The 19583-nt window shown below is 40.4% G+C and carries 32 protein-coding genes and 1 riboswitch; all 32 genes read right to left on the bottom strand.

Annotated features, from left to right (window positions below; all coding sequences use genetic code 11):
- Positions 1–27 precede the first annotated feature (27 nt).
- Positions 28–810: a type I 3-dehydroquinate dehydratase gene (aroD, locus tag AWM74_RS05990; protein WP_026465781.1), complete on the bottom strand. Its 783-nt coding sequence runs from the start codon at positions 808–810 to the stop codon at positions 28–30.
- Between the two features lie 157 nt (positions 811–967).
- Positions 968–1825, bottom strand: coding sequence for a tRNA pseudouridine(38-40) synthase TruA (gene truA / locus AWM74_RS05985; protein WP_026465782.1), 858 nt, complete (start codon positions 1823–1825; stop codon positions 968–970).
- Between the two features lie 24 nt (positions 1826–1849).
- Positions 1850–2638, bottom strand: a complete 789-nt coding sequence (locus AWM74_RS05980) for an energy-coupling factor transporter transmembrane component T family protein (protein WP_026465783.1) — start codon at positions 2636–2638, stop codon at positions 1850–1852.
- A 3-nt stretch (positions 2639–2641) separates the two neighbouring features.
- Positions 2642–3556: an energy-coupling factor ABC transporter ATP-binding protein gene (locus AWM74_RS05975; protein WP_026465784.1), complete on the bottom strand. Its 915-nt coding sequence runs from the start codon at positions 3554–3556 to the stop codon at positions 2642–2644.
- Positions 3532–4374, bottom strand: a complete 843-nt coding sequence (locus tag AWM74_RS05970; RefSeq protein ID WP_026465785.1) for an energy-coupling factor ABC transporter ATP-binding protein — start codon at positions 4372–4374, stop codon at positions 3532–3534. The genes AWM74_RS05975 and AWM74_RS05970 overlap by 25 nt, the downstream gene beginning before the upstream one ends.
- A 117-nt stretch (positions 4375–4491) precedes the next feature.
- Positions 4492–4619, bottom strand: a riboswitch (FMN riboswitch).
- Between the two features lie 102 nt (positions 4620–4721).
- Positions 4722–5153, bottom strand: a complete 432-nt coding sequence (locus tag AWM74_RS05965) for an OsmC family protein (RefSeq protein WP_026465786.1) — start codon at positions 5151–5153, stop codon at positions 4722–4724.
- Between the two features lie 114 nt (positions 5154–5267).
- Complete coding sequence (locus AWM74_RS05960; RefSeq protein ID WP_026465787.1) at positions 5268–7175, bottom strand: acyltransferase family protein; 1908 nt, start codon at positions 7173–7175, stop codon at positions 5268–5270.
- Positions 7176–7594: 419 nt separating this feature from the next.
- Positions 7595–7975: a 50S ribosomal protein L17 gene (gene rplQ, locus AWM74_RS05955; RefSeq protein ID WP_004262615.1), complete on the bottom strand. Its 381-nt coding sequence runs from the start codon at positions 7973–7975 to the stop codon at positions 7595–7597.
- A 25-nt stretch (positions 7976–8000) separates the two neighbouring features.
- Positions 8001–8945, bottom strand: a complete 945-nt coding sequence (locus AWM74_RS05950) for a DNA-directed RNA polymerase subunit alpha (RefSeq protein WP_004262612.1) — start codon at positions 8943–8945, stop codon at positions 8001–8003.
- Positions 8946–9011: 66 nt separating this feature from the next.
- Positions 9012–9401: a 30S ribosomal protein S11 gene (rpsK, locus tag AWM74_RS05945; RefSeq protein ID WP_004262610.1), complete on the bottom strand. Its 390-nt coding sequence runs from the start codon at positions 9399–9401 to the stop codon at positions 9012–9014.
- A gap of 23 nt (positions 9402–9424) precedes the next feature.
- Positions 9425–9790, bottom strand: a complete 366-nt coding sequence (gene rpsM / locus AWM74_RS05940; protein WP_004262607.1) for a 30S ribosomal protein S13 — start codon at positions 9788–9790, stop codon at positions 9425–9427.
- Positions 9791–9822: 32 nt separating this feature from the next.
- Positions 9823–9936, bottom strand: coding sequence for a 50S ribosomal protein L36 (gene rpmJ, locus AWM74_RS09355; protein ID WP_004262605.1), 114 nt, complete (start codon positions 9934–9936; stop codon positions 9823–9825).
- Between the two features lie 31 nt (positions 9937–9967).
- Positions 9968–10186 (bottom strand): translation initiation factor IF-1, encoded by a 219-nt coding sequence (gene infA / locus AWM74_RS05935; RefSeq protein ID WP_004262604.1) that lies wholly within the window; start codon positions 10184–10186, stop codon positions 9968–9970.
- A gap of 119 nt (positions 10187–10305) precedes the next feature.
- Positions 10306–10953 carry an adenylate kinase gene (locus AWM74_RS05930; protein WP_026465788.1) on the bottom strand — a complete coding sequence of 216 codons (648 nt, stop codon included), beginning with the start codon at positions 10951–10953 and terminating at the stop codon, positions 10306–10308.
- A 33-nt stretch (positions 10954–10986) separates the two neighbouring features.
- A complete protein-coding gene (secY, locus tag AWM74_RS05925) occupies positions 10987–12288 on the bottom strand; it encodes a preprotein translocase subunit SecY (RefSeq protein ID WP_026465789.1) in 1302 nt (433 codons plus the stop codon).
- A complete protein-coding gene (rplO, locus tag AWM74_RS05920; protein ID WP_016896570.1) occupies positions 12288–12728 on the bottom strand; it encodes a 50S ribosomal protein L15 in 441 nt (146 codons plus the stop codon). The genes secY and rplO overlap by 1 nt, the downstream gene beginning before the upstream one ends.
- A gap of 25 nt (positions 12729–12753) precedes the next feature.
- Entirely contained in the window at positions 12754–12933 is a 180-nt protein-coding gene (gene rpmD / locus AWM74_RS05915) for a 50S ribosomal protein L30 (RefSeq protein WP_004262600.1), read from the bottom strand.
- A gap of 13 nt (positions 12934–12946) precedes the next feature.
- The gene (gene rpsE, locus AWM74_RS05910; protein ID WP_051218206.1) at positions 12947–13459 is read right to left on the bottom strand and encodes a 30S ribosomal protein S5; all 513 of its coding nucleotides are present in this window, start codon (positions 13457–13459) and stop codon (positions 12947–12949) included.
- Between the two features lie 21 nt (positions 13460–13480).
- The gene (gene rplR / locus AWM74_RS05905) at positions 13481–13846 is read right to left on the bottom strand and encodes a 50S ribosomal protein L18 (RefSeq protein WP_016896568.1); all 366 of its coding nucleotides are present in this window, start codon (positions 13844–13846) and stop codon (positions 13481–13483) included.
- 92 nt (positions 13847–13938) lie between these two features.
- On the bottom strand, positions 13939–14475 hold the full coding sequence (rplF, locus tag AWM74_RS05900; RefSeq protein WP_016896567.1) for a 50S ribosomal protein L6: 537 nt from the start codon (positions 14473–14475) through the stop codon (positions 13939–13941).
- Between the two features lie 49 nt (positions 14476–14524).
- Positions 14525–14923: a 30S ribosomal protein S8 gene (rpsH, locus tag AWM74_RS05895; RefSeq protein WP_026465792.1), complete on the bottom strand. Its 399-nt coding sequence runs from the start codon at positions 14921–14923 to the stop codon at positions 14525–14527.
- A 36-nt stretch (positions 14924–14959) separates the two neighbouring features.
- Positions 14960–15145, bottom strand: coding sequence for a type Z 30S ribosomal protein S14 (locus tag AWM74_RS05890; RefSeq protein ID WP_004262592.1), 186 nt, complete (start codon positions 15143–15145; stop codon positions 14960–14962).
- A gap of 24 nt (positions 15146–15169) precedes the next feature.
- A complete protein-coding gene (gene rplE, locus AWM74_RS05885) occupies positions 15170–15715 on the bottom strand; it encodes a 50S ribosomal protein L5 (RefSeq protein ID WP_026465793.1) in 546 nt (181 codons plus the stop codon).
- Positions 15715–16053 (bottom strand): 50S ribosomal protein L24, encoded by a 339-nt coding sequence (gene rplX, locus AWM74_RS05880; protein WP_026465794.1) that lies wholly within the window; start codon positions 16051–16053, stop codon positions 15715–15717. The genes rplE and rplX overlap by 1 nt, the downstream gene beginning before the upstream one ends.
- 32 nt (positions 16054–16085) lie before the next feature.
- Entirely contained in the window at positions 16086–16454 is a 369-nt protein-coding gene (gene rplN / locus AWM74_RS05875; RefSeq protein WP_004262575.1) for a 50S ribosomal protein L14, read from the bottom strand.
- 27 nt (positions 16455–16481) lie between these two features.
- A complete protein-coding gene (rpsQ, locus tag AWM74_RS05870; protein ID WP_004262572.1) occupies positions 16482–16745 on the bottom strand; it encodes a 30S ribosomal protein S17 in 264 nt (87 codons plus the stop codon).
- Positions 16746–16774: 29 nt separating this feature from the next.
- Complete coding sequence (gene rpmC / locus AWM74_RS05865; RefSeq protein WP_026465795.1) at positions 16775–16966, bottom strand: 50S ribosomal protein L29; 192 nt, start codon at positions 16964–16966, stop codon at positions 16775–16777.
- On the bottom strand, positions 16959–17387 hold the full coding sequence (rplP, locus tag AWM74_RS05860; RefSeq protein ID WP_026465796.1) for a 50S ribosomal protein L16: 429 nt from the start codon (positions 17385–17387) through the stop codon (positions 16959–16961). The genes rpmC and rplP overlap by 8 nt, the downstream gene beginning before the upstream one ends.
- Before the next feature lie 3 nt (positions 17388–17390).
- Positions 17391–18041 carry a 30S ribosomal protein S3 gene (gene rpsC, locus AWM74_RS05855; RefSeq protein WP_004262563.1) on the bottom strand — a complete coding sequence of 217 codons (651 nt, stop codon included), beginning with the start codon at positions 18039–18041 and terminating at the stop codon, positions 17391–17393.
- Positions 18042–18044: 3 nt separating this feature from the next.
- Positions 18045–18401, bottom strand: a complete 357-nt coding sequence (gene rplV / locus AWM74_RS05850; RefSeq protein WP_004262560.1) for a 50S ribosomal protein L22 — start codon at positions 18399–18401, stop codon at positions 18045–18047.
- A gap of 21 nt (positions 18402–18422) precedes the next feature.
- Positions 18423–18701 carry a 30S ribosomal protein S19 gene (gene rpsS, locus AWM74_RS05845; RefSeq protein WP_004262557.1) on the bottom strand — a complete coding sequence of 93 codons (279 nt, stop codon included), beginning with the start codon at positions 18699–18701 and terminating at the stop codon, positions 18423–18425.
- 37 nt (positions 18702–18738) lie between these two features.
- Positions 18739–19572, bottom strand: a complete 834-nt coding sequence (gene rplB, locus AWM74_RS05840) for a 50S ribosomal protein L2 (protein WP_026465797.1) — start codon at positions 19570–19572, stop codon at positions 18739–18741.
- Positions 19573–19583: the final 11 nt, after the last annotated feature.

Below are 19583 nucleotides of genomic sequence, written 5' to 3'. Positions count from 1 at the left end.
TTTTCAACCCTAGAAACAAATTATTTCCTAGAAATCGTCATCATCCAGGTCATCTACACGTAAATTCAACAAGTTCATGCATTCTTCCACATCTTCAACGTCCATTTGCCCAGGAGCAGACGACATACCTTCTATAGTGGCAAAGCTAGCCGTTGATTTGAAGATTTCCCCGGCAATTCGGGTAATCTTGCCTAAACGGCCCATCGACATGGTAATCAAGGGTTGGTCGATTAATGTGGACGCTTGGTGGGTCGCATTCATCAAAGCCAATACATCCGCTTCATCGTGGGGCATGACGGCCATTTTCACAATATCCGCCTCTGACTGACCCATCTTTTGTAGGCGCTTGACTATATCATTTTCCAAAGGGGTTTTCACAAAATCATGGTAGGAAACAATGACTTTGACTTGGTGTTTGTGAGCGAAAGGAATCAGGTTGTCTAAGATGTCCTGGCCTCGCTCAAACTCGATATCAATAGCGTCGACAGCCTTGGCTTGGATTAAATACCGGTACATTTCAACATACTGGCTCTTGCCAATAGCTGACTCCCCGCCTTCGCCCAAGGTTCTAAAGGTGGCAAGTAAGGGCTTTTGAATAGAGGTTTTCACCCGTTTACTCAATTCAGCCAACTCTTCCAGCTCGTCGAAATCGTCAAAGTAATCAATCCGCCATTCCACCATATCGCCTGGTTGACGTCGGTAGAAATTGGCACAGTTGATAATATCTACAGCATTATCCTCGGCTAAGGGAATAATAATTTTTGGTCTATCCTCCCCGAACTTCAAGGAAGCAATTTTTACACTCTTCATGTTGGACTCCTTCTGACATCAAGGCAAAATAAAAAACTCGATACCATTTGATATGTATATTGTATCGAGTTTTTGCCTTTTAAGCTATATAAAATTTGTGACCAAAGATTCAAGAACTTATTCTTATTAATATCATCATCAAATTTGTCGACCGTCTCTAAAAGTCTTCATCTGAATTTGCATCTAAGTCCACACTTGCATCCACAGGAGTCCCTAAACCAGCTTTATAGTCGCTATAAGCCTTGGAAGCCTGCCGGCGACCTTCTAGCCCTAGGTAATAAACCTCCGCTAAATATAAGCCATGTGCGGCTGCTGTGGGTCCTGCTTCATTCCGGTCTTCGGCTGCGATCAACCGTTTCATCTCGTCAACTGGTCTTAACCCGTCCCCAATTTGAAGCGTTGTGCCCACCAAAATCCGGACCATATTGTACAAGAACCCTGACCCTTCAAAGACAAAGGTCAAGGTTTCTGCATCCGGGTCAGCCGTCACTTCGGCCCGGTAAATTTCTCGGACAAAGTTGGTTTTATCTGTTTTAGTCGAACAGAAGGACTTAAAATCATGAACGCCGATAATGTCCTTTAAGGCCTCCTGCATACGCTTAATATCCGTTCGGTAGGGATGGTGGTACATATACTGTCTAGTAAATGGTGACGGAAACTTGGACGTATCTACCTTGTAAATATACTTCTTACCGTTAGTATGAAAACGGGCATGGAAATCATCTTCCACCCGTTCAACCTTAGTGATTCGAATAGCATCATCAAGGATTGAATTCATTGCCCTTAAGACCGCTTCCTCACCAATTTCCGCTGGATAGTCAAAATGAATGACTTGGCCAAGGGCATGAACACCTGAATCGGTCCGGCCTGACCCAACAACAGGAATCGTCTGTCCTTTTGACATGAGCTTTAAGGCTTTTTCAAGGGCTTCTTGTACCGTGTGGCCATTTGGTTGCACTTGGAAGCCGACAAAGGGTGTTCCGTCGTATTGCAAGGTTACTTTAAATCTAGGCAAAATGCGCCCTCCTTCTACTAGTGGCTATAAGATAATCATGACAACGGTCAAAACCGCAAGACAGATACTAGCAAGGGTATCTAGTTTGCCCCAATGCAATTGACGGTACTTGGTCCGGCCTTCACCACCCTTGTAACCACGCGCTTCCATGGCAGTGGCTAGGTCGTAAGCTCGGTTAAAGGCAGAAATAAACAAGGGAATTAGAACTGGAATAAAGGCTTTTACCCGCTCAAGGATATTCCCTTCTGAAAAGTCTACACCACGTGCCCGCTGTGCATTCATGATCTTATCTGCCTCTTCTAGTAGGGTCGGGACAAATCGCAAGGCAATCGATAACATTAAGGCAATCTCATGGACTGGCAAAATGTTACGAACAGGCTTCAGCAAGGCTTCCATGGCATCGGTAATAGCCAAGGGTTGAGTAGTCAAAGTCAAAATCGTCGATAGGAAAATAATCAATAGGAAGCGGACAAAAATATAGGCCGCATTGGATAAACCACCAGTTGTTAAGGCTAGTGGACCGAAAGACCACAGGACGTCCCCAGTATGCGTAAAGAGGATTTGTAGGGCTACCGTAAAAATGATAATAGCAATCATGGGTTTTAAACCACGTAAAAATACCCTTAGCGAAATACCTGTTAAAAAGACCAAACTCGTAACCACTGCAATCATGATTAAGTTCGTTGTTAAATTGGTTGCTGCAAAGACTAATAACATCATGACAATTAAACCAACTAGTTTTACACGAGGATCTAACTTGTGCATTAAGGAATTACCGGGAATATACCGGCCAATAATCAATTTATCTTTCATTTATTATTGGTCTCCTTCCTTAGTGTTGGCAGCCGAATTGACGCTTGTTGGTAAATCTAATTGGTCTACAATCAAATCAGCCAAAGCATCGACAGTTAAGGGGACTTCTATCTCATTGTCCCAAAGTGAACGTTGTAATTTATTTTGTAAGTCGAAAGCAAAGTCAGCTGCATCCGGCAAAGCCAATTGGTGGCTGGCTAACCAATCAGGGTCTGCAAATACTTCAGCCGGTGCCCCTTCTTTCACACAAGTCCCCGCATCCATCACAATCACATGATTAGCATAAGCGGCCACATCTTCCATTTGATGGGTCACTAAAACGATTGTTAGGCCTTGGTCATGGTATAAACGGTCAAACATATTCATCATCGCAATGCGTCCTTTAGGATCTAATCCAGCTGTTGGTTCATCTAAAACCAATACTTCAGGATTCATGGCAATTACCCCGGCAATCGCCACCCGACGCATTTGCCCACCAGATAACTCAAAGGGTGACCGCTCAAATAAAGTCGAGGCAATCCCAACTGCAGCTAAAGCCGCTTCAGCTTTCTCGCGGGCCGTTGCTTCATCGTCACCAAAATTCATGGGCCCAAACATCACATCTTTAAGGACAGTTTCTTCAAATAGTTGCCCTTCAGGAAATTGGAAGACCATCCCTACTCGTTGGCGGATCTTCTTCAAGTCTTTTGGTTTAGAGTCAGCTGACACCACCGCCTCACCAATCCGAACTTGGCCCACAGTGGGTTGCACCAAGGCGTTAAGGTGTTGGGTAATGGTCGACTTCCCTGACCCAGTATGGCCGATAATCGCCGTATATGACCCGTCAGGAATCGTCACGTTAATATCATGGAGAGCTTCACTAGCGAATGGTGTGCCCGCGCCATAGGTAAAGCCTACTTGTTCAAATACGATTTGCATAACCATTCACCCAACCCTTCTTCATCAAAATACGCATCCGGCACAGCAACCCCACGTTTTGCTAGGGCACTTTTTAGTTGCTCGGAAAAAGGCACGTCCAACCCAACTTCAGTCAACTCATGACCATAAGTAAAGATATCAGCTGGCCGTCCTTCTTTAATAATTTGTCCCTCTTTAAAAACAAGCATACGGTCTGCTTCCGCCGCCTCATTTAAATCATGGGTAATCGAAATCACAGTTAGGGCCTTATCTTGTTTGATATCCGCCACAATTGCCATCAATTCGTCCCGACCTTCAGGATCTAACATTGAAGTCGATTCATCTAAAATAATGATTTTTGGTGCCATAGCAATCACGCCCGCAATCGCAACCCGTTGCTTTTGACCACCAGATAAGGCTGCTGGTTCCTTGTCGCGGTAGTCCCACATTTTAACCCGTTTTAGGGCAGACTCCACCCTCTCATGCATCTCATCAACCGGCATGCCCATATTTTCCAAGGCAAAAGCCACATCATCTTCTACAGTAGCGCCCACAAATTGGTTGTCTGGATTTTGAAAGACGAGTCCAACTTGGCTACGAATATCCCATAAGGTTTCCATAGATAGGACTTTTCCATCCACTTCAATTATGCCTGATTTAGCTTCTAATAGGCCTACTAATAGTTTTGAAAATGTTGATTTTCCTGACCCATTATGGCCGATAATTGCTAGCCACTCACCTTCGTAAATTGTCGTAGATAACCCATCTATAGCTAATCTCTCGTCTGATTGACTATATTGAAAAGACAAATCTTGAACTTGAATAATCGGTTTCCCCATCTTGTTCCCTCGCTCACTTTATATATTTTAAAAAAACTCCTCCAACGTTACTTGGAAGAGTTTGTTAAAGAAGAACAAGTCAGGCTAGCCCTACACCGCCAGCTTGTCTCTCCTGCTATACGCTTCTTCCATCCTGACTGTAACAGTCGGTACTAGAATCTCACTAGTTCAATCACCCACACACTAGCTGGTAATTCGCGGACTTTACCGCCGATCGGGACTCGCACCCTGCCCTGAAGACATTTCATTTGTTTTTTACTTAGTTTAGTCTACTAAAATCCACCATTAAAAGCAATCATTAGATGTCAAGACACCTCTTGCACCCCATTTACATATCTACTAATAAATCACTCATCCTTAGCATGAACAACTATTTCAACATGCTGATAATCGCCAATAATTTGCGATACCGGACACCGGCTTTCTGCTTCATAAACAATTGCATCCGCTTCATTTCGAGCTAAGTCTATATATATATCCACCTTAAACACGAAATATGTAATAGAAGTTTCCTGATTTAATTTATAGTCTACCTGGATAGCTACCTCGCTGGTTACATCCTTGATCCCGTGTCGGTCTAAAGCAATTTCAATCGTCGCATTCAAGCAAGTTGCCCATGATAAGGCAATCAATTGCTCAGGGTTAGTCCCCGGCTCATCTGCTTTCAATGGACTTGATGTTTGAACCCGCAGCTCATTTTCCCCTTCAACCCAAGCAGTTCCTTTAAGTCCTTGATCATTATGCACTCGTGTTGAATATAACAATTTATCCTCAGCCATATGCGCATTTCCTCCATCTTCTTGGTTATGCTCTAATATGGGTCATTATACCCCTAATACTCCTAGCAAAAAAGCAATCGCATTTAAATCATGCGATTGCCTTTCAATTCAGTATTATTTTTTCAAGACTTGATACATGCCATTTGTCAGAAATTGTAACCAAACTTGCCCACCATCAGAATTAAAGTGTACCCCATCCTGACTCAGCCAAGTAGGCGCTTCAGCATGGTTGGTATAGTAATCATGCCAGTCCAGTAAGTAGACTGAATCACGTTCGTCACTAGCTGCCTGAGCCAAAGTTTTATTTACATCATCTGCCCAAGGGCGATCAACATGCGTATTCACTAGAAAAATCGTTTTCTCTCGACCAATCTCATCTAAGAAATCACTTAGTTGTGCTGATGTAAAGCCACCATTCGCACCTAGGTCAACCAAAACGACATCTTGTAGCATACCCTGCGCGTCCAAGCTAGCTGGATAGCCAATTAAGGTATATAACTGGCGGCCAACCGCAGCGTCCACAATTGCATTAGGATACAAAGTATACAAACCTTCTGATTCGCCCACCATTAAGGAATCACCGATGAAAGTCACAGATAGCTGATACGCAAACCGAGCTTGCTCATCAGGAATACCTTGGTAAAATCCTAATGATGCCTCACTTAAGTTCTTTTTATAAGTTGAAAGACTAGCGTCAGCTTGTTTTTCTTGCTCAGCCCTTTGTTTATTCAGTTCTTCAATCTTCTTGGCTTGTTGAGCAGCTTGCTGCTCCTCTACCGTCACATTGTCAGCCGGTTTAGACACCGCCACCGCACTCACGCCTCCTAGGAAAACGAGGGCAAATGCAATGAATAAAATGCGGGTCAACCAGGGTGCCGGCTCTTTAAACAAGTTGCGAACCTTAGTAAAAAGATGGACGGGTTGGTTGTTACGCACTTCATTGAAAACCGGCACCGGCCATCTTTTTTCCTCTAGTAAGGCATAAGATAAACAAGACAGGATAATAATCAAAATGACTTGTGGCCAAATACTATTGGTAAACCAATTCTGGCTGGTTGGTACCATATGAAATAGCACATTGATTGGGTAATACCATAAATACATATGGAATGTACGTTCACCTAACCACCGCAAGGGTTTGAATTTCAGTAGGAAACCAACCCAAGAGCCTTTATAAGTCAACAAGGCAATCATTACAGCAGCTAATAAATCAAAGCCAAACATTCCACCATAGTAAGTGAACGTCGCTGCATCAAGCATGTGGAGCATCCCATAAGTGAGTATAGCCAATAGGCCTAACAACACCACATCAACAATAAAGTGGTGAAAGCGCCCAACTCGGTCCTTCAACCAAGTAGCCAGTTGGTCCATATCCAACAATTGAGCAGCAGCCCCACCAAGAGCAATAGAGAAGAATCTAGTATCTGTACCATAGTAAACTCTTGAAGGATCTTCACCGGGTGTGAAGACGATCGCCATCAAGATGCCTGACAAAAGTGCGGCAGCGAGCATGACCAAACCGGATTGCCATTTGGTCTTGGTGAAACGTCGACTAACCTTGAAGAATAGTGGCCAAATGACCATAAACTGCATGTAAACGGCTATATACCAATAATGAGTGGTCAAAGACGGGTGTAACATATTGGCGAAATAGGACGATCCAGATAGTATTTGCTGCCAATTATTGACAAATAACAAGGATGTGGTTAGATTAATGCCGATATTGACCAATAACTGTTGCCTAAATAGTAGTAAATAAGTCAGCCCCACCATTGTAATAATGACCATAGGCCACCAAATTTTACGTATGCGACCCCAGGTTTTCTTAAAATAAGATTCCTGGATATCTGCTTCATATTTACTCTCCATTTGACTAGTCACTAAATATCCCGAAAGTACGAGAAAAAGATCTACCCCTAAAAAACCACCAGAAACACGGTGGGTTAGATAGTGGTATAAAATAATACCCAACATCGCTAAGAATCGAATTGTATCAAACTGTGTAAAGTAGTTTTTCTTCATTACCCTCGCCTCTCTAAATTGCCAAGCACGCAATTGTCAATGCTCGAGACAATTTACGCAATTATAATACATTTATTATATCGATAGTATAGGAAAATGAGAACATCAATTTTTGAGATTTCCCAAAGCCCTGCCAACAAACGACGCACTAAAGAGCAAAAAAGTGGTTGAGCCCTAGCCCCAACCACTTTAGAAAATAAAAAAGCATATATGCTACCAAACACCTGCTGGTTAAACAACACATATGCCGAACCAATTTTTCACCTAAATGAATTGGCCTTGATTTATTCACAAGACTTATGGATATATTCCACTCCTAGCGAACTTCATCACGCTAGGAGTAGATAGAGCTAGACTCGGTTATACAGGGTATAACCACCATCATGACACTCCGTTTTATACATCACTAAAAGTTTTTATTAAACTAATTCAAGAATAACCATTGGTGCAGCATCGCCACGACGAGGTTCAGTTTTTAAGATACGAGTGTATCCACCTTGACGTTCAGCGTAACGAGGACCAAGATCGTTGAATAATTTTTGTAAAGCAGACTCGATAACGATGTCTTCACCTTCAGCGCGAACATCGGCGATTTCGTTACGAACGAATTGGTTCGCTTGACGACGAGCAGCTAAATCTCCACGTTTACCTAAAGTAATCATTTTTTCAGCTGTACGACGGATCTCTTTCGCACGAGTTTCTGTTGTAGTAATACGTTCATTGATAATTAAATCAGTAGTTAAGTCACGTAACATAGCTTTACGTTGAGAGCTAGTACGACCTAATTTACGGTAACCCATTGTCAGTATCCTCCTTTATGATTTATTAATCTTCTTGACGTAAAGATAAGTCAAGAGCAGCTAGCTTGTTTTTAACCTCTTCAAGAGACTTACGACCTAAGTTACGTACTTTCATCATTTCTGGTTCAGACTTGTTAGTCAATTCTTCAACAGTATTGATGCCTGCACGTTTTAGACAGTTGTATGAACGAACTGATAGGTCTAGTTCTTCAATAGTCATTTCAAGCATTTTTTCTTTTTGTGTTTCTTCTTTTTCGACCATAACTTCAACTTGACGAGCTTCGTCTGTTAAGTTAACGAATACTTCCAAGTGTTCTGTCATGATTTTTGCCGCTAAGCTTAATGCTTCTTCGGGTGAAATTGTACCATCAGTCCAAATATCCATAGTCAATTTATCGTATTCGTTGATTTCTCCGATACGAGTATTTTCAACTTGATAGTTTACTTTGGAAATTGGTGTGTAGATAGAATCCACTGGAATTTCGCCAATTGGCATTGAATCCACTTTATTATTTTCTGAGCGTACAAAACCACGACCGTTTTTAACATTCATAATCATGTGGAAACGAGCGCCTTCTGCAAGCGTACAGATATGTAAGTCTGGATTCATAACATCGAAATCAGCATCGGCAATAATATCAGCAGCTGTGACGTCAGCTGGACCTGTGATGTCAATTTCTACTTGTTTTTCTTCTACGTCATACAATTTCAATGATAATTGTTTTACGTTCAACACAATCTCAGTAACGTCTTCACGTACACCTGGGACTGTTGAGTATTCATGCAAAACATCGTCAATTTGGATTGATGTAACTGCTGTACCTGGTAGTGAGGACAACAAGATACGACGTAATGAATTACCTAGGGTTGTTCCATAGCCGCGTTCTAATGGTTCTACAACGAATTTACCAAATTTACTATCGTCGTTAATTTCAATTGTCTCAATATTTGGCTTTTCAATTTCGATCATATCGACAAATTACCCCTTTCAAAACGTGAGAAAATGTATCATCGCATATCCAAGTTCATCAATCGATTAAACACGACGACGTTTTGGAGGACGGCAACCATTATGAGGAATAGGTGTTACATCGCGAATAGCAGTAACTTCTAAACCTGCTGCTTGTAAAGCACGGATAGCTGATTCACGACCTGAACCAGGACCTTTTACTGAAACTTCAACAGATTTCATACCGTGATCCATAGCAGCTTTTGTAGCTGTTTCTGAAGCCATTTGTGCAGCATAAGGAGTAGATTTACGAGAACCTTTAAATCCTAAAGCACCTGCAGATGACCAAGAAATTGCATTACCATGCTCATCAGTAATCATAACGATAGTATTGTTAAATGTAGAGTGGATGTGCGCCACACCTGTTTCGACATTTTTCTTCACACGACGTTTGCGTGAAACTGGACGTTTAGCCATAGTGTAATTAACCTCCTTTTAGATTATTTTTTCTTACCTTGAATTGCGACAGCTTTACCTTTACGCGTACGTGCGTTGTTCTTAGTGTTTTGACCACGAACTGGTAAACCACGACGGTGACGGATACCACGGTATGAACCGATCTCTTGTAGACGTTTGATGTCTAAAGCACGTTCACGACGTAAGTCACCTTCAACTTTGATTGTATCTACTGCTGCACGTAAACGATCTAACTCATCGTTAGTTAAGTCACGTACACGAGTATCTTCTGAAATTTCAGCTTGCGCTAAGATTTTTTGAGAAGTCGTTTTACCGATACCATAGATGTATGTTAAGGCAATAACGATACGTTTCTCACGTGGAATATCTACTCCTGCTATACGAGCCATATACGAAAACCCTCCTTTTTATTTATCTTTAATTAGCCTTGGCGTTGTTTATGTTTTGGATTAGAACAAATAACCATAACTTTACCGTTACGGCGAATAACTTTACAATGTTCGCACATTGGTTTAACAGATGCTCTTACTTTCACAGTTATACCTCCTCGATTATATATCTCTACATTACTTGAATCGGTAGGTGATACGACCTTTCGTCAAGTCATATGGAGACATCTCAACTTTTACACGGTCACCTGGCAAAATGCGAATGTAGTTTACACGCATTTTTCCTGAAATATGCGCTAAAACTTCATAACCATTTTCCAACTGGACCTTAAACATAGCATTAGGTAATGTTTCAGTAACAGTACCTTCAATTTCGATCATATCTTCTTTTGACAAAGTTTTTCCTCCTAATGGTGGTTGTTTCGTTTAATCACTAATTGATTATAGGATAGAAATACGAAATGTTCAGTCAACCCGAATATCTTACCATAATTAGCGACTTAAAGCAACAAAAATTATTTATCTAAAATCTTTTGGATCTCAGCGTAAACATTGTCAATACCGATATCACCAGGAATGCGATAAAGCTTACCTTGACCTTCATAGAAGTCTAAGATTGGTTGTTGTTGTTCTTGATTAACATTTAATCTGTTTTCAACAACTTCAGGTTTATCGTCTTCACGTTGGTAGAAATCATGGCTTCCGCAAACATCGCATACGCCGTCTACTTTTGGTTTGTTCAAAACTTTGTGGTATGTTGCGCCACAGTTACGACAAATGATTCGTCCTGATAAACGTTCTTTCAACGTTTCAGCTGGCACGTCTAAGTAGATAACTGCATCAATGTCGCGATCTAAGCGAGTCATGATACCGCCAAGTTCTTTAGCTTGCGCTTCAGTTCTTGGAAAACCGTCTAGCATAAAGCCAGCTTGTGTATCTTCTTTTTGAAGTCTTTCTTCAACAATACCATTCGTTACTTCATCAGGAACTAATGCACCTTCATCCATGAATGATTTGGCTTTTTTTCCTAATTCAGTTCCTTCAGCGATTGCTGATCTAAACATATCTCCAGTAGAAATATGTGGATATTTGTAATCTTCAACGATTTTAGCTGCTTGAGTACCTTTACCGGCACCAGGCAAGCCCATTAAAATAATATTCATAATTGTCCTCCCCAAGCACGTTACGCATTAGTCTTATTTATCATGAATAAAGCCAACGTATTGACGTTTAATTGTACGTCCTTCAATTTGTTTTGCAGTGTCTAAAGCAACACCGACAACGATTAGTAAGCTTGTACCACCTAAAGCAATTGATTGTGGCATATCAAAGAAGTATGCCCCTAGTAAAGGTAGAACTGCTACACCCATCAAGAATAGTGAGCCAACTGCACTTAAACGATTTAACATTTTCTGTAAATATTCTTTAGTTGCTAAACCTGGACGGATACTTGGAATATAACCACCAGCTTTTTGCAAGTTTTCTGCAGCACGTTCAGGGTTAATCTGAATATGTGCATAGAAGAATGTGAACAAAATAATGACAATTGCGTAAATAGCAATACCCGCTGGTTGCTCCAAATTAAAGATTGTTGACAATACTTGATACCAAGAAACATCACTATAATCAGCGGCAAATAATCCGAGTACCGTTTGTGGCACCATGATTAATGATGACGCGAAGATAACGGGAATAACACCTGCTGAGTTAATCTTTAATGGTAAATGAGACTTTTGCGATGCCGAATTCGCACGTTTGGAATAACGTACGGGAATTTGACGTTCCGCTTGACTCATGAAAATGACGAACATAATTAATAGGATAAATACAAGAACAAATACTCCTGCATAAATCATTTGTTGATTTAATTCACTGCTAGTAGCATCTACAATGTTATTTTGATAGTAAGACGTTAACTCTGAAGGGATTTGCGCTAGAATACCAGCGAAGATAATGATTGAAGTACCATTACCAATTCCATATTCAGTGATTTGCTCACCAATCCAGACAACAAACATAGATCCGGCAGTCATGAATAAAGCAATCAATAAGTAAGTTACAAAACCTGGATTATCAATTAATCCTAGTGATGACAATGAATTAAATCCTATTGAAATAGCTAAAGCTTGGAAAAAGCCAATTGCTACTGCAAAGTATCTAGTCCATCGATTTAACTTACGACGACCAACTTCACCCTGTTTAGACCACTCTGTAAATGAAGGTATAATCTCCATCTGCAATAGTTGAATAATAATTGATGCGGTTATATACGGTGAAACACCCAATGAAAAGATGGAGTAGCTCGAAAGTGCTCCCCCACCAAGAGTGTTTAGTAGGCTGAATAAACCAGATTCAGCTAACCCTTGAATTCCTGCAGCATTCACGCCCGGGACAGTTATGCTAGCCCCGATACGGAATACAATCAACATGATTGCTGTGAATGCCAAGCGGCTTCTAATATCCTTATCCTGAAATCCATTTTTCAGTATTTGAAACATTAGATCACCTCAATAGAACCCCCAGCGGTCTCAATAGCTTCTTTAGCTGATGCTGAGAATTTAGCTGCTTTAACGGTTAGTTTGCGTTCTAATTCACCATTACCTAAAACTTTGATACCAGATTTTTCTTTTTTAACTAAGCCTGCTTCGATTAAGTCAGCAGCGGTTACAACAGCACCGTCTTCAAATACGTTTAAGTCATCAAGATTGATGATCGCATATTCTTTACGGTTGATGTTTGTAAAACCACGTTTTGGAATACGACGGAACAATGGTGTTTGTCCACCTTCGAAACCTAAACGTACACCACCACCTGAACGAGCTTTTTGACCTTTTTGTCCACGTTTTGATAGTTTACCCCAACCAGAACTTGCACCACGACCTACACGGTGACGTGTGTGACGAGATCCTTCTGAAGGTTGTAATTCATGTAATTTCATCCTGTTAGGCACCTCCTATTCTAGATTATGCTTCTTCAACAACTACTAAGTGAGCAATTTTAGTAATCATACCGTTGATTGCTTCGTTACGAGTTTTAACAACTGTTTTACCAACTTTTGTTAAACCTAGTGCTTGAGCTGTTTTAATTTGGTCTTGAGGACGTCCAATTAAACTGCGTTTTAAAGTAATTTTTACTTCAGTCATTCGAATTTCCTCCTTAACCTAATAATTCTTCCACAGATTTACCGCGTAATGCAGCTACATCTTCTGGAGATTTTAATGATTTAATTGCTTCTAGAGTAGCACGTACGATGTTGATTGGTGAATTAGAACCTAGTGATTTTGAAGTAATATCTGCGATACCACCTAATTCGACTACGGCACGAACTGGACCACCAGCAGCGATACCTGAACCGGCTTGAGCTGGTTTAAGTAATACGTTACCACCGTTAAATTTACCGATAACTTCATGAGGAACAGTTGATCCTGCACGAGGTATAGTAATTAAGTTTTTCTTACCATCTTCAACCGCTTTACGGATTGCTTCTGGTACTTCGGCAGCTTTACCAGTACCTAGACCAACATGGCCATTTCTATCACCGACAACAACAACGGCACCGAAGTTCATACGACGTCCACCTTTAACGGTTTTAGCAACACGATTAATGGAAACAACGCGTTCTTCAAGGTCGTTTTCGTTAATGTTTAATTCTTGAAATGTGTTTGTCATGTTCTTGGCTTCCTCCTTTTCCTAAAATTCTAAGCCGTTTTCACGAGCTGCATCTGCTAAAGCTTGTACACGTCCGTGATATTGGTAGCCACCACGGTCAAATTTTACAACTTTAACGCCTGCTGCTACACCGCGTTCAGCGATAGCTTTACCAACTAATGCTGCACTTTCGGTTTTAGTTGCGGCAGATAATGTTTCTTCGTTTGTAGAGGCACTCGCTACAGTAACACCCGCTACGTCATCAATTAATTGAGCGTAGATGTGTTTGTTAGAACGGAATACGTTCAAGCGTGGGCACTCTGCTGTTCCAGAAATGTTGCGACGAACACGCGCGTGGCGTTTTTGACGTAATTTATTTTTATCTGGTTTGCTGATCAAAATAGTCACCTCTTTGTTAGATTTGTAAGGATGACCTCGTCACCCTTATTTTATAGATAATTTGGATACAAGTAAAAGGAAATAATTGTAAAGAATTACAATTATTTACCAGTTTTACCTTCTTTACGACGAATGTATTCGCCAACATAGTGAATACCTTTACCTTTGTATGGTTCTGGTAAACGAGTTGAACGGATATTCGCTGCTAATTCACCAACAACTTCTTTGTTGATACCTTTGATGTTGATTGTAGTGTTAGTTGGCACTTCGATTTCGATGCCTTCTGGTGCTACGAATTCAACAGGGTGAGATAAACCAACATTGACAGTTAATTTGTTACCTGCTAATTGTGCACGGTAACCAACACCAGTCATTTCAAGTTTCTTTTCGAATCCTTCAGAAACACCAACAACCATGTTGTTTACTAATGCACGAGTAGTTCCGTGGATAGAACGTACTTCTTTATGGTCATTCGGACGAGTGAAAGTGATTTCTTTCTCTCCGATTTGAATATCAATTACAGGGTTGAACTCACGTGATAATTCGCCTTTAGGGCCTTTAACAGTGATAGTTGAACCAGCTTTTTCTACGGTTACGTTACTAGGAATCTCGATAATTTTGTTACCAATACGACTCATTCTAGACTGCACCTGCCTTTCAATTTTGTTTTTTTATTTTTGTTATTTATTACCAAACGTAAGCTAAAACTTCGCCACCGATGTTTTTAGCACGAGCTGCTTTATCAGTGATAACACCTTCCGATGTTGAAACTAATGCAGTACCTAAACCGTTTAAAACTTTAGGAATTTGATCACTTTTCGCGTATACACGTAAACCTGGTTTAGAGATACGTTTTAAGTTTGTGATTACTCGTTGGTTATCGCTAGTATATTTCATGAATACACGGATAACGTTTTGTTTATCATCTTCGATGATTTCGTAATCTTTGATATATCCTTCTTCTTTAAGGATAGCAGCAATATTTTCTTTGATTTTTGATGATGGACTTTCGAATGATTCGTGGCGCACCATGTTGGCGTTACGAATACGAGTTAAAAAGTCCGCAATTGGATCAGTCATGACCATTACGAGTACACCCTCCTTTACTTAATTACCAGAAATTTACCAGCTTGCTTTTTTGACTCCAGGAATTTCCCCTTTATAGGCAAGTTCACGAAGGCAAATACGGCATAATTTAAATTTACGGTAAACTGAATGTGGGCGTCCACAACGTTCACAACGAGTATATTCTTGAGTAGAATATTTAGCTGGTTTCTTGTTCTTTTCGATCATTGATTTTTTTGCCAAATTACTCACGCCTCCTTCAAGACTTTATTTTTTTTGGAATGGCATTCCTAGTTGAGTTAATAATTCTAATGATTCTTCGTCTGAATCAGCAGTTGTAACAATTACGATGTCCATACCACGTACTTTAGATACTTTATCAAAGTCGATTTCTGGGAAGATCAATTGTTCACGGATACCTAATGTGTAGTTACCACGACCATCGAATGAGCGGTTGCTGATACCACGGAAGTCACGTACACGAGGTAGTGATACTGATACTAATTTGTCGAAGAATTCATACATACGTTCGCCACGTAAAGTAACTTTGGTACCGATTGGCATACCTTCACGTAAACGGAAACCAGCGATTGATTTCTTAGCAGTTGTAATAACTGGTTTTTGACCAGCGATTAATGTTAATTCTTCAACAGCGTTTTCTAAGTTTTTCGCGTTAGATACTGCATCACCAACACCCATGTTGATAACGATTTTATCTAATTTAGGTGCTTGCATGATTGAGCTATAGTTAAATTTTTCAATCATTGACGGAACTACTTCATTTTTATATTTTTCTTGTAAACGATTAGCCATTATTCAGCGTCCTCCTCTCCTGATACTGCTTCAGCGATTACTTCGCCTGATTTTTTTGCTACGCGAACACGTTTACCATCTTGTTCTTGGTAACCTACACGTGTTGCTTCGCCTGTTTTAGGGTCTACTATTTGTACGTTAGATACATGAATAGGTGCTTCAACTTCAATGATACCGCCTTGAGGGTTCATTTGAGTTGGACGTTGATGTTTTTTAACGATGTTAACACCTTCAACAACAACTTTGTCAGCTTTTGGCAAAGCTTGTTTTACACGACCTTGTTTGCCTTTGTCTTTACCGGCAATAACGATAACTGTGTCATTTGCTTTTACTTTCATTTAAACGGGCACCTCCTTATTTTCTTCAGATTTTAGATTACTTCTGGAGCTAATGAAATAATACGCATATAGTTGTTGTCACGTAATTCACGTGCAACTGGACCAAAGATACGTGTTCCACGAGGAGATTTATCGTCACGAATAATTACACATGCATTTTCGTCGAATTTGATGTATGAACCATCTGGACGACGAACGCCGCTCTTAGTACGAACGATAACTGCTTTAACTACATCACCTTTTTTGACAACTCCACCTGGTGTTGCATTTTTAACAGTTGCCACGATAACATCACCAATGTTTGCAGTTTTACGGCCAGATCCGCCTAATACTTTAATTGTTAGGACTTCACGCGCGCCTGAGTTATCTGCTACTTTTAAACGAGTTTCTGATTGAATCATTTATAGAGTACCTCCTTCCAGTTGTTATTAGATAATGATTGATTCTTCAACGATTTCAACAAGACGGAAGTATTTGTCTTTTGACAATGGACGAGTTTCCGCGATGCGGACGATGTCACCCATTTTTGCTGAATTGTTTTCATCATGTGCTTTGTATTTCTTAGAATATTTGATACGTTTACCATATGTTGGATGGAATTTGAAAGTATCAACTTGGACTGTGATTGTTTTTTCCATTTTGTCAGAAACAACACGGCCTTGTAACACTTTACGGTTATTACGTTCTTCCATGGACAGGTTTCCTCCTTTACTGAATTTTCTTACGCTTCTTGATTACGTAACGCAGTTTTAACACGTGCGATATCTTTACGAACAGCTTTAATACGAGCTATGTTTTCTAATTGACCAGTTGCCAATTGGAATCGTAAGTTGAATAATTCTTGACGATATTCTTGTTCTTTAGCAGTAAGTTCAGCAGTGGAAAGATCTTTAATATCTGTAAATTTAGTCATTAGATTCACCACCAATTTCACGTTTTACGATTTTAGTACGAATAGGTAATTTGTGAGATGCTAAACGCAATGCTTCTTTAGCTACTTCTTTTGGAACGCCGGCAACTTCAAATAAGATTTTACCGCGTTTAACTGGAGATACCCAACCTTCTGGAGCACCTTTACCAGAACCCATACGAACACCAATTGCTTTAGCTGTATAAGATTTATGTGGGAAGATTTTAATCCATACTTTCCCACCACGTTTCATGTAACGTGTCATGGCAATACGAGATGCTTCAATTTGACGGTTAGTGATCCATGCTGAATCTAATGCTTGCAAACCGAATTCACCGTATGCAATTTCTTTTCCGCCTTTAGCTTCGCCACGCATTTTACCACGGAATTCACGTCTGTGTTTTACACGTTTAGGTACTAACATGTTTTAAGCCTCCCCTTGAATATTTTTTGTTGGAAGGATTTCACCACGGCATACCCATGTTTTGATACCGATCTTACCGTAAGTAGTGTCGGCTTCTTCCCATGAGTAGTCGATGTCCGCACGCAATGTATGCAATGGAACTGTTCCTTCTACTTGAGTTTCTGAACGCGCCATGTCGGCACCATTCAAACGACCTGAGATTTGAACTTTGATACCTTTAGCTCCTGATTTCATTGTGCGTTGGATTGCTTGTTTTTGCGCACGACGGAAAGCTACACGGTTTTCTAATTGTTGAGCGATTGATTCACCAACTAATTTAGCGTCTAATTCAGGTTTTTTAATTTCTACAATGTTGATGTGTACTTTTTTACCTGTACGGTTGTTTAAAGTTTTACGTAATGCGTCAACTTCAGAACCACCTTTACCAATAACCATACCCGGTTTAGCAGTGTGGATGTTTACGTTAACTTTGTTTGCAGCACGTTCAATTTCAACTTGAGATACAGAAGCATCTTTTAATGTTTCAGCGATGTATTCGCGGATATGTAAGTCTTCGTGTAAAGTATCTGCAAAGTCTTTTTCTGCATACCAACGAGCGTCCCAATCTTTGATGACGCCGATACGCATACCGATAGGATTAATCTTTTGTCCCATTAATTATGCCTCCTCTGCTGTTTTTACTACCACTGTAATGTGGCTTGTACGTTTGTTGATTCTAGAAGCTGAACCTTTCGCACGTGGACGGAAACGTTTCATCGTTGGTCCTTCATTTACGAATGCTTCGCTTACTACTAAGTTAGCTGGCTCTAAGCCAAAGTTGTGTTCTGCGTTTGCAATTGCAGACATTAACACTTTCTCTACAGCAGGAGATGCTGAACGAGGAGTGTTTTTTAAGATTGCAATAGCTTCACCGACAGTTTTGTTGCGGATTAAATCAACAACTAAACGTGCTTTACGAGCAGAAACGCGAACTGTGTTTGCAGTTGCTTTTGCAGATGTAATTTGTTCTGCCATTCTTTATTTCCTCCTCTCAGATTAACGACGAGTTGTCTTGTCGTCAGCGCCATGTCCTTTGTATGTACGAGTTGGTACGAATTCACCTAATTTGTGACCTACCATATCTTCTTGGATATAAACTGGTACATGTTTGCGGCCATCGTATACAGCAATTGTTAACCCAACAAAGTTAGGGAAAATTGTTGAACGACGTGACCATGTTTTAATTACTTGTTTCTTTTGTGCGTCTTGTTGTGCAACCACTTTTTTCATTAAATGGTCATCACAAAAAGGTCCTTTTTTCAAGCTACGGCTCATATGTATTTGGCTCCCTTCGCTATCCTATTTAATGTGATTACTTAGAGTTACGACGACGTACAATTAATTTATTGCTACGTGCGTTCTTATCACGAGTCTTAATACCACGTGCAGGTTTACCCCATGGTGTCATTGGACTTGGACGTCCGACTGGAGCTTTACCTTCACCACCACCGTGAGGGTGATCGTTAGGGTTCATTACAGAACCACGAACTGTTGGTCGTTTACCTGCCCAACGAGAGCGTCCTGCTTTACCTACGTTAATTAAGCTGTGTTGTTCGTTACCTACAACACCAACTGTTGCACGACAAGTACCTAAGATCATACGAACTTCACCAGAAGCTAGTTTAACCAATACGTATTTGTCTTCTTTACCTAACACTTGAGCGCTAGCACCAGCAGAGCGAACTAATTGTCCACCTTTACCAGGTTTAGTTTCAATGTTATGTACTAAAGTACCAACAGGGATGTTTTTCAATGGTAATGCATTACCAACTTTGATATCTGCTGCTTCACCAGAAGAAATACGAGCACCAACTTGTAAACCTTTAGGTGCGATGATGTAAGTTTTAATACCATCTGTATAGTGGATTAACGCAATATTAGCTGAACGGTTTGGATCGTACTCAATAGCTTTCACTAAACCTTCAACGTTGTCTTTATTACGTTTGAAGTCAATGATACGGTAAGCTTGTTTATGTCCACCACCGTGATGACGAACTGTAATGCGACCGTTGTTGTTACGACCAGCACGTTTGCTTTGTGATTCTAACAATGTTTTTTCAGGAGTTGTTTTAGTGATTTCTGAGAAATCTGAACCTGACATGTTACGACGACCGTTAGTCGTTGCTTTATATGTTTTTATCGCCACGTGAATTTCCT

Source organism: Aerococcus urinaeequi (genome assembly GCF_001543205.1).
GTDB classification, from domain to species: Bacteria; Bacillota; Bacilli; order Lactobacillales; family Aerococcaceae; genus Aerococcus; species Aerococcus urinaeequi.
The sequence above is the reverse complement of the archived record's forward strand: the minus strand, read 5'-3'. Positions and strand labels throughout refer to the sequence as shown.